The 15324-nt window shown below is 61.1% G+C and carries 17 protein-coding genes; 10 read left to right on the top strand and 7 right to left on the bottom strand.

Features of this window, described 5'->3' with window-relative positions:
* Nucleotides 1–360: 360 nt before the first annotated feature.
* From IFU00_16350 to IFU00_16335, 4 genes are all read left to right on the top strand, one after another.
* Entirely contained in the window at nt 361–951 is a 591-nt protein-coding gene (locus tag IFU00_16350; protein ID MBD8543857.1) for a class I SAM-dependent methyltransferase, read from the top strand.
* A gap of 220 nt (nt 952–1171) precedes the next feature.
* The gene (locus IFU00_16345; protein MBD8543856.1) at nt 1172–2443 is read left to right on the top strand and encodes a response regulator; all 1272 of its coding nucleotides are present in this window, start codon (nt 1172–1174) and stop codon (nt 2441–2443) included.
* A gap of 109 nt (nt 2444–2552) precedes the next feature.
* Complete coding sequence (locus IFU00_16340; protein MBD8543855.1) at nt 2553–2963, top strand: hypothetical protein; 411 nt, start codon at nt 2553–2555, stop codon at nt 2961–2963.
* Nucleotides 2960–4414, top strand: coding sequence for an AAA family ATPase (locus tag IFU00_16335; GenBank protein MBD8543854.1), 1455 nt, complete (start codon nt 2960–2962; stop codon nt 4412–4414). The genes IFU00_16340 and IFU00_16335 overlap by 4 nt, the downstream gene beginning before the upstream one ends.
* Nucleotides 4415–4530: 116 nt before the next feature.
* Here IFU00_16335 and IFU00_16330 read toward each other — a convergent pair whose 3' ends face one another.
* Nucleotides 4531–4974, bottom strand: coding sequence for a PACE efflux transporter (locus IFU00_16330; protein MBD8543853.1), 444 nt, complete (start codon nt 4972–4974; stop codon nt 4531–4533).
* A 138-nt stretch (nt 4975–5112) separates the two neighbouring features.
* On the opposite strand from IFU00_16330, the gene IFU00_16325 reads away from it, so the two are divergent.
* Nucleotides 5113–6006, top strand: a complete 894-nt coding sequence (locus tag IFU00_16325) for a LysR family transcriptional regulator (GenBank protein ID MBD8543852.1) — start codon at nt 5113–5115, stop codon at nt 6004–6006.
* A 117-nt stretch (nt 6007–6123) separates the two neighbouring features.
* Here IFU00_16325 and IFU00_16320 read toward each other — a convergent pair whose 3' ends face one another.
* The 6 genes from IFU00_16320 to IFU00_16295 form a co-directional block, all read right to left on the bottom strand.
* Nucleotides 6124–6414: a hypothetical protein gene (locus IFU00_16320; GenBank protein ID MBD8543851.1), complete on the bottom strand. Its 291-nt coding sequence runs from the start codon at nt 6412–6414 to the stop codon at nt 6124–6126.
* A gap of 133 nt (nt 6415–6547) precedes the next feature.
* Nucleotides 6548–7117 carry a hypothetical protein gene (locus tag IFU00_16315; GenBank protein MBD8543850.1) on the bottom strand — a complete coding sequence of 190 codons (570 nt, stop codon included), beginning with the start codon at nt 7115–7117 and terminating at the stop codon, nt 6548–6550.
* 150 nt (nt 7118–7267) lie between these two features.
* Nucleotides 7268–7714, bottom strand: a complete 447-nt coding sequence (locus IFU00_16310; protein MBD8543849.1) for a YaiI/YqxD family protein — start codon at nt 7712–7714, stop codon at nt 7268–7270.
* Between the two features lie 30 nt (nt 7715–7744).
* The gene (locus tag IFU00_16305; protein MBD8543848.1) at nt 7745–8263 is read right to left on the bottom strand and encodes a GNAT family N-acetyltransferase; all 519 of its coding nucleotides are present in this window, start codon (nt 8261–8263) and stop codon (nt 7745–7747) included.
* A 2-nt stretch (nt 8264–8265) separates the two neighbouring features.
* Nucleotides 8266–8946, bottom strand: coding sequence for an L-histidine N(alpha)-methyltransferase (locus tag IFU00_16300; GenBank protein ID MBD8543847.1), 681 nt, complete (start codon nt 8944–8946; stop codon nt 8266–8268).
* A 17-nt stretch (nt 8947–8963) separates the two neighbouring features.
* Nucleotides 8964–9902, bottom strand: a complete 939-nt coding sequence (locus tag IFU00_16295) for a CysB family HTH-type transcriptional regulator (GenBank protein ID MBD8543846.1) — start codon at nt 9900–9902, stop codon at nt 8964–8966.
* 165 nt (nt 9903–10067) lie between these two features.
* Between IFU00_16295 and IFU00_16290 the strand changes: the two genes are divergently transcribed.
* The 5 genes from IFU00_16290 to IFU00_16270 are packed head-to-tail and all read left to right on the top strand — an operon-like array spanning nt 10068 to nt 15308.
* On the top strand, nt 10068–11756 hold the full coding sequence (locus IFU00_16290; GenBank protein ID MBD8543845.1) for a nitrite/sulfite reductase: 1689 nt from the start codon (nt 10068–10070) through the stop codon (nt 11754–11756).
* Nucleotides 11749–12300, top strand: coding sequence for a DUF934 domain-containing protein (locus IFU00_16285; GenBank protein ID MBD8543844.1), 552 nt, complete (start codon nt 11749–11751; stop codon nt 12298–12300). Before IFU00_16290 ends, IFU00_16285 begins: the two co-directional genes overlap by 8 nt.
* Before the next feature lie 9 nt (nt 12301–12309).
* Nucleotides 12310–13026, top strand: coding sequence for a phosphoadenylyl-sulfate reductase (locus IFU00_16280; GenBank protein MBD8543843.1), 717 nt, complete (start codon nt 12310–12312; stop codon nt 13024–13026).
* 24 nt (nt 13027–13050) lie between these two features.
* Nucleotides 13051–13983 carry a sulfate adenylyltransferase subunit CysD gene (gene cysD, locus IFU00_16275; protein ID MBD8543842.1) on the top strand — a complete coding sequence of 311 codons (933 nt, stop codon included), beginning with the start codon at nt 13051–13053 and terminating at the stop codon, nt 13981–13983.
* On the top strand, nt 13983–15308 hold the full coding sequence (locus tag IFU00_16270) for a sulfate adenylyltransferase subunit 1 (protein MBD8543841.1): 1326 nt from the start codon (nt 13983–13985) through the stop codon (nt 15306–15308). The genes cysD and IFU00_16270 overlap by 1 nt, the downstream gene beginning before the upstream one ends.
* The last annotated feature ends 16 nt before the right edge of the window (nt 15309–15324 follow it).

Below are 15324 nucleotides of genomic sequence, written 5' to 3'. Positions count from 1 at the left end.
TGGCCACTCCCCAGCCAGGGCCTCTCTGCGGATCAATCACAATGCGGCCTCTCAATGCAGCGGGTTGCCGCGTTATTCCGGCTTGATTGGCCACCAGCTTCTCCAGTAAGGCGCAACGATCTCGCGTACTTTGAAAACACAACGCCCATGCGTTGTGTTTTCGCTGTAAACGACGGCGGCAAGTGGCCCGTCTTGATGGCACGCGACAATCCCAATTTGAGCACGGCCCAGGTAAACTGGTCGTCAAATCAGGCCAGACCGCGCGACCTGACAGCGTTTTACGACTGATGCGCCGGGTCGAACGCTGCCAAGCTGCCGCTACTGGTCAAGGTTAACCCATCATCTGACCGGAGATTCGTGGTGATCAACAATCAGGACAATGGCTGGGAACATATCGCTTCAGCGTTTGCCGCGGTTCGTTCTGACACCGGTCGCGATGTCATCCGGCGCTGGGCAAGTGCTTTGCCGCCGGGCGGCGAGGTCCTGGATGTCGGCTGCGGATCGGGCTTCCCGGTTTCCTCAACACTCGCCGAAGAGGGTTTGACGGTGTTTGGCATCGACGCCTCTCCGACGCTGGCGTCCATGTTTGCACGGCGATTTGGGGATGCTCATGCAGCGTGTGAGACCGTGCAGGACAGTACCTTTTTCGGTCGAACCTTCGACGGTCTCGTGGCAATCGGACTGATATTTCTGCTGTCGGAAGACGACCAGCGAAAGCTGATCGAAAAAATAGCAGAAGCACTCGAACCAGGTGGCCGTTTCTTGTTTACTGCTCCACATCAGAAGTGCGAGTGGGAGGACGTGCTGACCGGACAGCGTTCTGTGTCGCTTGGTAAAGCGCACTACGAGCGATTGCTCGATGGGGCCGGCCTGCAACTCAACAACACGTGCACGGACGAGGGTGACAATTACTACTTCGACGCAGTACGACGATCGGCTCGCACCGATTGAGTAAGGTGGCAAGTCGCCTCCACGACAATTTGCCGCGAGGGAGGCCCGGATTGATTTTTGATTCCCCAGCGTGCCATCGATTGCATTGAAATCACGGCAAAAGTCATCATTCAGCCAATATCTGTTCCCAACGTGCTGTTAGGTTGTATGATGGCCGTTTATTGCGACCAATAGTAGCCGATGGTTAACATAACCAGGAATCAATAGCCTACCTATGCCGATGACCACGCCAGCGCCGCTGCACGACGCCGACGGCGTGCACGATGCGCTGATGGAGCAAAATGCCATCCTGTGCAGCGCCAACCAGCATCTACTGCTGGCAACGTTCGATGCTGAAGACTTGCGCGCGCAAGCGGAAGCCGCAAACCGGCGCCAGAACGAATTTCTTGCAATGCTGGCCCATGAGTTGCGCAATCCACTCGCGCCGATCAGCATGGCCAGCGCGATGCTGGGCAGGATGCCCGCCCCATCGACCGAGCTGATGCACATCAAAGCCATCATTGACCGCCAGGTAGGACAACTCTCCCGCTTACTGGACGACTTGCTCGACGCAGCGCGCATCAGCAGCGGCAAGATCGAATTGCACAAGCAGGCGCTGCTGGTTGCCGAGCAGCTAGCCAATGCGGTGGACACCGTGCAGGCGCGTGTCAATGAGCGCAGGCAGCAGTTGATCATCGAGGTACCCGATCGCGCTATTCAGGTGTTCGGCGATGGTGTCAGGCTGGCGCAAGTGTTCTCGAACTTGCTGGTCAACGCGTCGAAATTCACGCCGATTGGCGGCAGCATTTGTCTTCGGGCTTGCGTGATCGGTAGTGACGTGGTCGTGACGGTCGGTGATGACGGCGACGGCATCGCTGCCGACGTCTTGCCCACTGTCTTCACGCTGTTCGCACAGGGCCCCAGGACACTGGCCCGCTCCCAGGGTGGCCTGGGGATCGGCTTGAATATCGTCCGCAATGTCGTCGAGATGCATGGCGGCAGCGTCAGCGCAGCCAGTCCCGGATTAGGCCAAGGCACGGTCTTCACGGTCAGGCTGCCGCTGCTCGAGGTGACCGATGCGCCCCTTGTCGTGGTGCCTGTCACCCCGCCGCCCGCATTGCGCCACCACATTCTGCTGGTCGAAGACAACCGGGATGCCAGCGCGATGCTGGAGATGGTGTTGTGTTCGGAGAACCACACCGTGATCAAGGCGTTCGATGGCATTGCCGGACTCACACTGGCATGCACCGGCGCATTCGATGTGATCCTGTGCGATATCGGCCTGCCAGGAATGACTGGCTACGATCTGGTCCGGAGCTTGCGCGCTACTCTGGCCCAAGCTGCGCCTTTCTGCGTCGCCATATCGGGTTACGGCCAGCTCGAAGACCGGTCGCGCGCGCTGGCGTCCGGATTCGACGAGCATCTGGTGAAGCCGATTAATATTGATAACCTGTTAGAGTTAGTCGCTGCCGTGCCTCTCAAGACAGCGCATGCACCGCAGCCCTCCGTGTGATCGTCTCGCGTAGTTTCATCAACGTCCAGCCTGAAGCCCTGCCCCGAACGCATCGGAGAATCATTCTCGCTGTGTCACCATCAGGCCGAATTATTTCCAGGAAATGTCCATGACGGCTCCCCTCACCCTCCAGCGACACGCGCTGATCGAGCGCGCCGTGCTGGTGCTTGCACAACGTGGTGAATCCAGCGTGACATTGTGGACGAGCATCGCCACAGCGCTCGGCACGATCATTGGTGACCAGGGCTTCGCGTCGCTGCTGGTCAGATGCATGCACGAACTCGTACCACGCCATCCATGGCTGGCTGAAGTGCAACACCCCGGCACCGGCGCGCTCACCCATCTGGCGACCCTGCTCGCCAGCCGTGACATCGAAGAATCGGAACATGCCAGCGCCGCATTGCTGCATATTTTCGCCGACACCCTGATCCTGCTGGTCGGCGAACTCGTAACCAATCGCATCCTCCTTTCGGCCTGGAAGACGCTCGCTGTAGAAGATGTACCGGAGCCATCAAAATGAACAAAGTAACTATCCGCCTGCTGGCGACCGGTGTACCCGGACTCGATGATTTGCTGGGTGGCGGCGTGCCCGAGTTTTCGTTCAACCTGCTTGCAGGAACGCCCGGCAGCGGCAAGACGACGATGGCACACCAGATCATGTTCTCACTGGCCAATCCGACACGGCGTGCAATTTTCTTCACCGTGCTGGGCGAACCCGCACTCAAGATGCTTCGCTATCAGCAACAGTTTCCGTTCTTCGATCCCGAAAAAATCGATGACTCGATCAGGTTCGTCAACCTCTCGGCCGATCTGCTTGAGGGAAATTTCGATGCCGTGCTCGCCCGCATCACGGAAGAAGTCCGCGCCTTTGGCGCGAGCCTCGTGTTTGTCGATTCGTTCCGCTCCGTCGTGCAGACTGCGCGCGGCCTTGACGACGGTCCGGCAGGCTTGCAGCATTTTGTCCAGCAGCTGGGCATGCAGATGACGAGCTGGCTGGCGACGACCTTCCTGATTGGCGAATACCTGGTGCCCGAAGAAGAGTCGAGTCCCGTGTTCACGGTTGCCGATGGCATCATCTGGCTGTCCCAGCTGGTACACCGCGATGCACTGGTACGCAAGATCCAGGTCGTCAAATTGCGCGGCCACGCGCAAAGCCTGGGCATGCACACGTTTCGCATCGACGACCAGGGCCTGCGCATCTTCCCGCGCGCAATGGTCCGGCAAGCCCTTGGCGCACCAGTGCGCTTCAAGCCGACACAGCGGCTGTCGATGGGGGTACCCGCGATCGATACCATGCTCGGCGGTGGACTACCGGCCGGGTATTCGATGCTGGTCGTTGGCCCGTCGGGTTCCGGCAAGACGGTATTGGCCACCCAGTTTCTCGAAGAAGGCGCCCGTGTCGGCGAACCGGGAATCATCGCCGCCTTTGAAAAAAGTCCCAATCAACTGATGAGCCAGCGGCTCGATGCGCTGGTCGAGAGCGGCAGCGCCGGCGTGATCAACACACGCACGCTCGATCTGTCGCTCGACGAAGTGCTGCATGACCTGATCGACATGATCGTCAAGATGAAGGCGAAGCGGGTCGTCATCGATTCGCTGTCCGGCTTTGAAATGGCGCTGGCCTCGGTCTTTCGCGAAGACTTCCGCGAGTCCCTCTACCGGCTGGTGGCATCGCTGACGCAGCTGGGTGTGACGGTATTGATGACCGCCGAGACCGAAGACCGCTATACCGATCTGCGCTTTTCTTCGTATGGCAACGCCTTCCTGGCCGATGCGATTTTGATGCAGCGCTATATCGAACTGCACGGCCGTCTGCGCCGGGTGCTGTCGGTGGTCAAAGTACGTGCCAGCGCACATAGCGATCACCTGCATTTCTACGACATCCGCGACGGCGACATCCACGTCGGCGACACGCTGGAAAACTACGAAGGCATCCTGACGGGGCAACCGCGCCCGCATGAGCGAAGCTGACGAGCGACCCATTGAGAGCAGGCGATCGTGCGGGTGGCAGATTGCGGCGATCGGCTTCCACGCAGACGCGCATCGTCAGTTGCCGCGCGATTGATCCTGTTCGTGTATTCGAATACTCAGCAGGGCTGCGCGGGCGCCGCCACACTGGCGACCGGGAACAAGCGATCATATGCAAGATTGAACAAAAAGCCGTAAACCAGATAAAACGTCACGATAGCGATATCCATCAGTAGCGCAGCCCACAAGCCAATCCCCAGATACCAGGCGATCAGCGGGATCAGCATGGCAACCAGACCGGCTTCGAACAGAAAGGTATGCGTGACACGAATCGCCATCGTCTTTTCGACGCTGCCGCGCAGACGCAGCATGGCGCGGTCAAATCCAACGTTGAACACGAAATTCCAGAATGTGGCGATGGTGGCCGAGAAAATGCCGATGACGCCCATGTCCTGCACGGGCTGGTCGAACAGGACGGCAGATCCTGGGATAAAGATGGCCAGCGCCACCGCCTCGAAAAGAAGCGCGTGCCGCACGCGATCGGCGAATGTACGCATGTAGATCCTTGTTATTGTTGGGGACTTGCGGCAAGCAGATGTTGAGCAGTACGTTCAAACGCTGGACCGGCAAAGCAAGGCAAGATCATCCCATAGTCTATAAATGCACACATAGCCAAGAAACTGAGGCATCATAGTGCAAATATGAAACACTTGAACTGGGACGACCTGCGCTTGCTGGCACTCATCGCGCAAGAAGGCACCTTGCGCGGTGCGGCGCGCAGGGCGGGATTGAGCCCTGCCACACTGTCGCGAAGGCTCGACCAGCTCGAAGAAGCGGTCGGCCAGAAGCTTGTCGAGCGCCATCAAGGTGGTTGCGTTCCAACGACGTTTGGCGTGGACATGTTCGCACTGGCCGAACAGATGAGCGATATTGCCCTGGAAGTCGAGCATGCACAGGCGCGACAGAATGCAAGTTCTGCGTCGGGCGTGGTACGCATCAATACCGACGAATGGCTCTCGTACTTCCTCACTACCCGCTTCGCACCGTTCCATGACGCCTATCCCGATGTGGAGGTCGAGATCGTTACCTCCCACCGGCCCTATAACCTGGCGCGGCGCGAAGCCGATATTGCAATTCGGCCTTACCGGCCCGAACAGCTCGACCTCGTGGCGCGCCAGGTCGGCACGCTGTCGTTTGGACTATATGGCAGTCAGGCGATCGCAACGCGTTATGCCGAGGCCATAGCAAACCAGAACTGGACCGGCGTGCCATTCGTGGGCTTCGACGAGCCACGGGCCGAGTTCCAGTCCGACCAGTGGTTACGGGCGCTGCCCGGTGCGCCTGCGCCCTGGATGCGCTGCAGCTATGGCCTTGGCATCCTAGATGGTGTGACGCATGGCGCCGGGCTGGGTGTGCTGGCCTCGTTTCTGGCAAGCGAAGCCCATGGTCTCGTCCCGGCAATTGCGCATATTCCCGAGTTGGATCAGGCCATCTGGCTCTCGATGCATCGTACGGTGCGAACGACTGCGCGCGTCAGGGCGGTCGTCGATTTCGTGGGGCTGCTGTTCGCGCAGTACCACGAGGGCGAAGATTGATGCGTAAAAAAACCCGCGACACTCGCGGGTTTTTTCATGCGGCCAGACGATGATCCGTTCTTGCCGCCTCTAATACAGGTGTTCTGTGGGTCCCGGTTTCCACCGCTCCCCGCGCCCTTACTTTGCCTTGACGTCGCCCTTGCTCTCGGCTTTTGCCGTCGCCTTGGCTTCCTTGTCGGCTTGCGCTACCGCTTTCGCATCGTCCTTGCTGACCTTCTTGACCAGCTTGCCGTCGGTTTGCGTGCTGCCCTTCAGATTCTCGTTAGGGACGAATGCAGCTTTCGGGGTCTTGGTATCCGTCGTGGCGTGTGCTTCTGACGTTGCTGAAGACGAATGCGTGGCTGGCGTCTGGGCGAAGGCAGCGGTGGCAAACAGACCTGCAATCAGGGTAACAGTCAATTTTTTCATGGTGCAGCTCCTTGGATGATGGTTTGGAAGTGCATGTTTTCCATGCTACTGACCAATCAACGATGAGCTCGCCAAGTTGTTGACCGACTTAACAAATGCTTACATTTATTGGATGGGGCGATGATCTGGTCAGTCATGCCAGACCGCGCCTGGCGCGGACCTTGCGCCACAGCACGCGCCACGCGGTATGCACCGTCCATGAAAACAGCGCGACCATGGCGCCGAATAGCGCTGGCAAAACCGGCCCGATCACGAACCCCATGCCGAAAACGAATCCAAGCAGATACTCGCCATGCCACAGGCGCAGCACCAGGGCCACGGCCAGGAGACCGAAGAAAGCATAGTCGACCAGCATACTGCCGTGCGAGAACAGGAGCGACAATGCGAGGCCATACACCAGGGCGCACACGAATGCGGCCAGTGCTGCAAGCCCCTTCGCGTTGTACTGAGCGCTGCTTTCAATGCGGCGGCGCAACTGGGTCATGGTCCACCACGTCAACAGCGGAATCAGGAGCAGTCCCCACCAGTTCGAGACGGCGGGCAGATCCGGATTGGCCAGCAGGTGGTGGGACCGAACGCCACCGTTCAGATATTCCCATGCCAGGATGCCGGCTTCGGCACCAAACGCGAGCAACGTAAGCAGGATGCGGCGACCGCTGACTGAAACGGCTGGCATGATTCCCCCGGATGGCAAGTCGATCAAGTGGACGACGCTCCGCCACTGGCGCAGATTGCAGGTACAAGCGGACTACCCTACCAGAAGCCACGACCGGAATCTACGGCCCGGATTGATTCCATGCCGCTGTCATACTGTGCATATACATCCAGGCCAACCTGAATGGCAAAACAGGATTTATTTCCGCTTCGCCAGCGCGCGATCAAGGGCATTGGCGAAATGGCGGCTGTCGGCCTGGCTGAACGCCGCCGGCCCACCCGTATCGACGCCGCTGCCACGCAGTTCTTCCATGAAGGCGCGCATCGTCAGTTGCTGCGCGATCGTGTCCTTCGTGTACCAGTCGCCGCGCGGATTGAGCGGCAGGCCGCCCTTCTCCAGCACCAGCGCCGCCAGCGGAATGTCGCCGGTGACGACGATGTCGCCCGGACTCACGCGCTCGACGATCTCGGCATCGGCCACATCGGCGCCTGCGGGCACCTGCAGCGCGCGGATGAAGCGCGAGCCCGGCACGCGCATCAACTGATTCGCCACCAGCGTGACGGGCAACTGGGTGCGTTCCGCTACCCGGAACAGGATGTCCTTGATGACGCCAGGACAGGCATCGGCATCGACCCAGATGTGCATGATAAGAATGAAGTAAGTGGTTCTGAAAGATCAGCCGGACACATCACCATTGATGATGAACTGGTGAAAAAGCGCATAGTGTGGCCCGAGCTGGACCGACCTGAACGGCAGCCGCGCAAAGGCGCCCTGCCAGTAACGCAGCGCACGTTCATCCTTGCGAAACACCGACAACAACCACGGCCCTTCGTGACCCGGCACGATCTTGCGCGTAGCCGCCTCGGCCAGGCCGAGACGGCGGTACTTCGGCATGACAAACAGGTCGGCCAATTCCCGGATCTGTCCACCTTCGAACGGGATCGTTTCGACCAACACGACACCGGCCGGGTGGCCGTCTACCTTCAACAGCCAGGCTACGTCCGCGCCGTCCGGCTCGCAGTAGCTTGCCACGCCAGCTGCATCGGACTCGTACAGCCCATCTTCCAGCAAGTCTTCGCCGCTCCACTGGGTCGCCTCGAAGTAATAGAACTGCAGCATGCGGAACAACAGCGCCTGATCCTCGCGTGTCGCACGCTCGACCGTGAAGCGGCTGTCGGCTGGCTGCAAAGACACGGTCATTTCAAGCGGCAGGTCAGCACCCAGTAAAACTCCCAGCGCGCCACGCGGATCTCGCGTCCCGCCACCCCAACGCGCTTGCGCAGCGCGCTGTCGGTCGGGTAGTTCTTGACGAGTTCATGCTGCTTGCCGTCGGCATCGAGCTGGAATTCGTGAGTATTGCCCAGCAAATCGGTGCGCACGGTGACGGCGCTCTCGCCTTCGACGTAGTTGTCGTCGAACAGCACCAGCAGCACATCCTTGCCCAGACGCTTTTTCAGTGATTGCAGCAGATCGTCCTGCTGCTTGCGGGTCAGGTGCGCCCACAGGCCGCCCAGGAACACGGCCGTGAACTTGTCTTCGCCCGTGCCCAGATCGTCTGGCAGCGCGAGGGCATCCATCAGGCGGTATTCGACATTGTCCAGGTCTTCGCCATGCATCTGCGCGAGCTCGAGCATCGCGGCGCTGGCGTCGGTGGCGACGATCGACTCGGCGGTCTCGGCCAGCACCTCGGTCCAGGCGCCGCTGCCGCAGCCCAGCTCCAGGATGCGGTGGCCAGCCAGCAGCGTGGAAATTTGCTCGCGCGCTTCGTCCAGGTCTTCCAGCTGCTCGTCGGCCACCTCGGCGGCGGCGTTGTCATAGTGAGCGGCAATGCTGTCGTAGTAGGCGATAACCGGATTCTTGTCCATCGGTGTTTCCATTGAAATGTCGTTGTGCATCAAAGTTCGTAATTGTCCCCACCGCGCATGGCCGATTCGACCATCTTGCGATTCAGTGTCGGCGTCAGCAGTTCGATGAAGGTGTACACATAGCTGCGCAGGTAGGCGCCCTGCTTGATCGCCACGCGCGACGTGTTCATGCCGAACAGGTGGCCGACCGGGATTGCGCGCAGGCCGCGGTCGCGCTCGGCATCGAACGCCATGCCGGCGATGATGCCGATGCCCATGCCCAGTTCGACATAGGTCTTGATCACGTCGGCGTCGATCGCCTCCAGCAGGACGTCCGGGCTCAGGGCGCGCAGGCCGAAAGCGTGATCGATCTTGCTGCGCCCGGCGAAGGCGGCATCATACGTGATGATCGGGTAGCTGGCGATTTCTTCGAGCGAGATCGCCCGCGACTTGAACAGCGGGTGCTCGGGCGGGGCCACCACCACGTGCTCCCACTGGTAGGCCGGCAGCGTGATCAGGCCATCGATCGTCGTGATCGCTTCGGTGGCGATGGCCAGGTCGGCCTGGTCGCTCTTGACCATGTCGGCGATCTGCTTCGGATTACCCTGCAGCAACGACAGGCGCACCTTCGGGTACTTCTGCATGAACGCCTGCACCACTTTCGGCAGCATGTAGCGCGCCTGCGTGTGCGTGGTGGCAATCGTGAAGCTGCCGCTGTCGTGGGCGGCGTATTCCTTGCCGATGCGCTTGAGGCTTTCGATCTCCTGCATGATCAGCTCGACCGACTGCAGTACCAGCCGGCCCGGCTCGGTCAGGCCGCGAATGCGCTTGCCGTGGCGCGTGAAGATGTCGACGCCCAGCTCTTCTTCCAGCTCGATGATCGCCTTCGAGACCCCCGGCTGCGATGTAAACAGCGATTTGGCGGCGTCGGTCAGGTTGTAGTTCTGGCGCACGGCCTCGCGCACGAAGCGCAGCTGATGGAGGTTCATTCTGGAAATATTCTTGTTGGATCTGCGAACAGCATTTTAAGATGCTTATTCAGGTTACGTATATAAGCAAATAAATTATCCGTAGTTTGGAATATAAGCCGATCTCCGTATCATCGGAACATTATTGAATGGGCGTGCACTATCCGCCCTTACCGGAACAAGCCCATGTATCGTTACGACCAGTACGACCATCTCATCGTGCGCGAGCGCATCGCCCAGTATCGCGACCAGGTGGCGCGCCGCCTGAGCGGTGAGTTGCTCGAAGAAGAATTCATCCCGCTGCGCCTGCAGAATGGCCTGTACATGCAGCGCCACGCCTACATGCTGCGCGTCGCCGTGCCGTACGGCCTGCTGTCGAGCGCCCAGGTGCGCATGTTTGGCCACATAGCCCGCACCTACGACCGCGGCTACGGCCACTTCACCACGCGCCAGAACATCCAGTACAACTGGATCGAGCTGGAGCAGACCCCGGACATCCTGACCGACCTGGCCTCCGTCGAGATGCACGCCATCCAGACCTCGGGCAATTGCATCCGCAACATCACCACCGACGAATTCGCCGGTGTGGCGGCCGATGAGATCATCGATCCGCGCCCGTTTGCCGAGATCCTGCGCCAGTGGAGCACCTTCCACCCGGAATTTGCCGCCCTGCCCCGCAAGTTCAAGGTCGCCATCAATGGCGCAGTCGAAGACCGCGCGGCCATTGCCGTGCACGATATCGGTCTGACGGTTGTGCACAATGAAGCAGGCGAAGTCGGCTTCAAGTTCATGGCCGGTGGCGGCATGGGCCGCACGCCGATCCTGGGTAGCGTCATCCGCGATTTCCTGCCGTGGCAGCACCTGCTGACCTACACCGAAGCCGTGATGCGCGTGTACAACCAGAACGGTCGCCGCGACAACAAGTACAAGGCACGTATCAAGATTTTGCTTAAAGCCATGGGCGTCGAGGAATTCACGCGTCAGGTCGAAGCCGAATGGGCCGACCTGAAGGATGGCCCTGAAACGCTGACGCAGGAAGAATTCGACCGCGTTGCCAAGTGGTTCCAGCCGCACGCCTATCGCACGCTCGAGACGATCGACGTGGCTGCGTCGCAGCCGGACAACAAGCCGTTCGCCAACTGGTTAGACCGCAACGTCAAGCCACACAAGGTGCCGGGTTACGCGGCCGTGCTGCTGTCGCTGAAAAAAACCGGCGTGCCGCCGGGCGACGCCACCGACGGGCAACTCGATTTCGTGGCCGACCTGGCCGACCAGTTCAGCTTTGGCGAAGTGCGCGTGACGCACGAGCAGAATCTGGTGCTGGCCGATGTCGAGCAAAGCCAGTTGTTCGCGCTGTGGCAATTGCTCAAATCGCAGGGCCTGGCCACGCCGAACATTGGCCTCCTGACCGACATCATTGCCTGCCCGGGCGGCGACTATTGCTCGCTGGCCAATGCCAAGTCCTTGCCGATTGCCGCGGCGATTGCCGAACGCTTCGACGACCTCGACTTCCAGCACGACATCGGCGACATCGAACTGAATATCTCGGGCTGCATCAATGCCTGCGGCCACCACCACGTCGGCAATATCGGAATCCTGGGCGTGGACAAGGATGGCAGCGAGTGGTACCAGGTGTCGGTCGGCGGTGCGCAGGGCAACACGTCAGCCATCGGCAAGATCATCGGCCCGTCGTTCTCGGCGCCGCAAATGCCGGAAGTCATCGGGCGCCTGCTCGAGACGTATGTCCAGTGTCGGATCGAGGGTGAGCGCTTCGTCGACACCGTAGGCCGCCTGGGCATCGCCCCGTTCAAGGAACATGTGTATGCCACGCCGATTCCGGCCGGCGAACCAGCGAAGGAAGATCAGTATGCTTGACGCTCACCCACAGATCATCAAGGGCCGCGAAGTCGTCGCCGACGACTGGAGCGTGCTGCGTCTTGCAGAAACCGATGCAGCCGAGACAATCGAGGTCCCGGCCGGCAAGATCATCGTGCCGCTGACCGTCTGGCTGGCCCAGCGCGCTGCGCTGGAGACGCGCGCCGAGCTCGGCATATGGCTGGCGCCGGACGAACGCGCGGAGAGCATCAAGGACGATCTGGGCCGCTTTGCGGTCATCGCGATCGACTTCCCGAAGTTCACCGATGGCCGTGGCTACTCGACGGCCTTCAACCTGCGCCGCCGCCTGGGCTGGACAGGCGAACTGCGCGCCATCGGCGACGTGCTGCGCGACCAGCTGTTCCAGATGCAGCGCTGCGGCTTCGACGCGTTTGCCACCCGCCAGGATCGCAGCATCCACGATGCGCTCAAGGGCTTGTCGGTGTTTTCGGAAACCTACCAGGCGTCGATCGACAATCCGGTGCCGTTGTTCCGCCGCGTGCCGCGGGAAACCCCGGCGCCGCCCGCCGACGTTGCCAGCTAGGAGTAACCCATGAGCGATCTGCATCGTCGCGTGGCCGAGACCAGCGCGATCCTGGAACGTATTGCCCGTGATTTCACGCCAGCGGTGTTTGCATCGAGCCTGGCGGCGGAAGACATGGTGCTGACCGACCTGATCCTGAAGGCAAATTTGCCGATTGCGATCTTTTCGCTCGAGACGGGCCGTCTGCATGCCGAGACGCTGGCGATGATCGATCGCGTCAAGGAAACGTACGACTACGATATCGCCCTGTTCCGTCCCGACCCGCTGGCGGTCGAGCGCTACGTCACGCAGAGCGGCCTGAACGCGTTCTACGAGAGCGTGGACATGCGTAAGGAATGCTGCCGCATCCGCAAGGTCGAGCCGCTCGGCCGCGCGCTGGCCGGCAAGCGCGCCTGGATCACGGGCCAGCGCCGCGCGCAATCGGCCACCCGCGCCGAACTGGCGGTGCAGGAAGACGATCTGAGCCACGCCATGCAAAAGTTCAATCCGTTGACGGACTGGAGCGAAGAGAACGTCTGGGACTATCTGCGCTCGAACAATGTGCCGTACAACGCGCTGCACGATCGGGGTTTTCCGTCGATCGGTTGCGAACCGTGCACCCGCGCTGTCCAGCCCGGTGAAGATGTGCGCGCCGGCCGCTGGTGGTGGGAAAACCCGGAATCGAAGGAATGCGGGTTGCACGTGGTCGACGGCAAACTTATTCGCATTAAATCCGTGGCTGCCTAAGCCACAACAACAACAGGCACCGCCATGACATCTGTTACCGAGAATATCTTTAATGAAGTAAACGCCGCCCACCTGGACGCGCTGGAATCGGAAGCGATCCACATCCTGCGCGAAGTGGCCGCCGAATGCAGCAATCCCGCCCTGCTGTTCTCGGGCGGCAAGGACTCGGTTGTCCTGCTGCGCCTGGCCGAAAAAGCCTTCCGCCCGGGCAGCTTCCCGTTCCCGCTCGTGCACATCGACACCGGCCACAACTTCGACGAAGTGATTTCCTTCCGCGACGCCCGCGCCGCTGAACTGGGCGAACGCCTGATCGTCGGCAGCGTCGAAGAATCGATCCGCCGCGGCACGGTGCGCCTGCGCAATCCGGCCACCGATTCGCGCAACGCGGCCCAGGCCGTCACGCTGCTGGAAACTATCGCCGAACACGGCTTCGACGCCTGCATCGGCGGCGCGCGCCGCGACGAAGAAAAAGCCCGCGCCAAAGAACGCATCTTTTCGTTCCGCGACGAATTCGGCCAGTGGGACCCGAAAGCCCAGCGCCCTGAACTGTGGGACCTGTATAACACCCGCGTCCATCCGGGCGAAAACATGCGCGTGTTCCCGATCTCGAACTGGACCGAGCTCGATGTGTGGCAATACATCGCCCGCGAGAAACTGGCGCTGCCGTCGATCTATTTCGCGCACCAGCGCGACGTCATCGAACGCAATGGTCTGCTGGTGCCGCTGACGCCCCTGACCCCGGCGCGCGAGGGCGAAGCGGTCGAGAACCGCACCGTGCGCTTCCGGACCGTGGGCGACATCTCGTGCACCTGCCCGGTGGCTTCCAGCGCCGATTCGCTGGCCGACATCATTGCCGAAACGGCGATTACCGACATCACCGAACGGGGCGCCACGCGCATGGATGACCAGACCTCCGAAGCCTCGATGGAAAAACGCAAGAAAGCAGGATACTTCTGATGAACGCCATGACTGATCTCAACGCCAACGGCGACACCAAGGCCAACCGCTCCTTGCTGCGCTTCATCACCGCCGGCTCGGTCGACGATGGCAAGAGCACGCTGATCGGCCGCCTGCTGTTTGACAGCAAGGGCATCTTCGCCGACCAGCTGGCCGCCGTCTCGCGCGCCAAGCACAAGCGTACCGTGGGCGACACGATCGACCTGTCGCTGCTGACCGACGGCCTCGAAGCCGAGCGCGAACAGGGCATCACGATCGACGTGGCCTACCGCTACTTCGCCACGCCCAAGCGCAAGTTCATCATCGCCGACACGCCGGGCCACGAGCAGTACACGCGCAATATGGTCACGGGCGCATCGACCGCCGACGCCGTCATCATCCTGATCGACGTCTCGAAGGTCACGCTGCGCGAAGACGGCGGCGTTGACCTGCTCACGCAGACCAAACGCCACTCGACCATCGCGAAACTGCTGCAGATCGAGCACGTCGTGGTGGCCGTCAACAAGATGGACCTGATCGGGTACGACCAGGCGATCTACGACCGCATCGTGGCCGAATACCAGAAGTTTGCGACGTCGCTGGGCCTGAAGGACATCACGGCGATCCCCCTGTCGGCGCTCACCGGTGACAACGTGGTCGAGAAATCGACGAACACGCCGTGGTACAGCGGCCCGACGCTGATCGACCTGCTCGAATCGCTGTCGGTCTACGACGAAGCGCACAGCGCGCCCTTCCGCTTCCCGGTGCAGCTGGTGGCACGCCACAACGGCCACGCGGCCAAGGACTTCCGTGGCTATATGGGCCGCATCGAATCGGGCGTCGTGAACGTGGGCGATACGCTGGTCGTTCAGCCGTCCGGCCAGAGCGCGACGGTCAAGGAGATCGTCACGTTCGACGGCGCGCTGCAGTCGGCCACGGCCGGCCAGTCGGTCACGCTGGTGTTGAACGAATACGTGGACGTCTCACGCGGCGACATGCTGGCCGGTAGCACGCAGCCGGCGACCTTGCTCAAGCAGGTTACCGCCGACGTGTGCTGGATGGCCGATGAGCCGCTCGACCTGCGCCGCAAGTATTGGCTCAAGCACGGCACGCGCCAGACGGCGGCCAAGTTCGCGCGCATCGACACGCTGCTGGACGTGAACACGCAACAGCGCCATCCGGCCGAGGGGCTCAAGCTCAACGACATCGCACGTGTGCAACTGACCGTCCAGCAGCCGCTGGCGGCCGATGCCTACGACGCGATCCGCGCGACGGGCGCCTTCATCCTGATCGACGAAGTCACCCACCAGACCGTGGCCGCAGGTATGATCCGCATCGACGCATAAACAACGAAGGGACGGT

The organism is Oxalobacteraceae sp. CFBP 8761 (assembly GCA_014841595.1).
Classification (GTDB): Bacteria; Pseudomonadota; Gammaproteobacteria; order Burkholderiales; family Burkholderiaceae_D; genus Telluria.
This window is presented reverse-complemented; position numbering and strand designations above follow the sequence as displayed.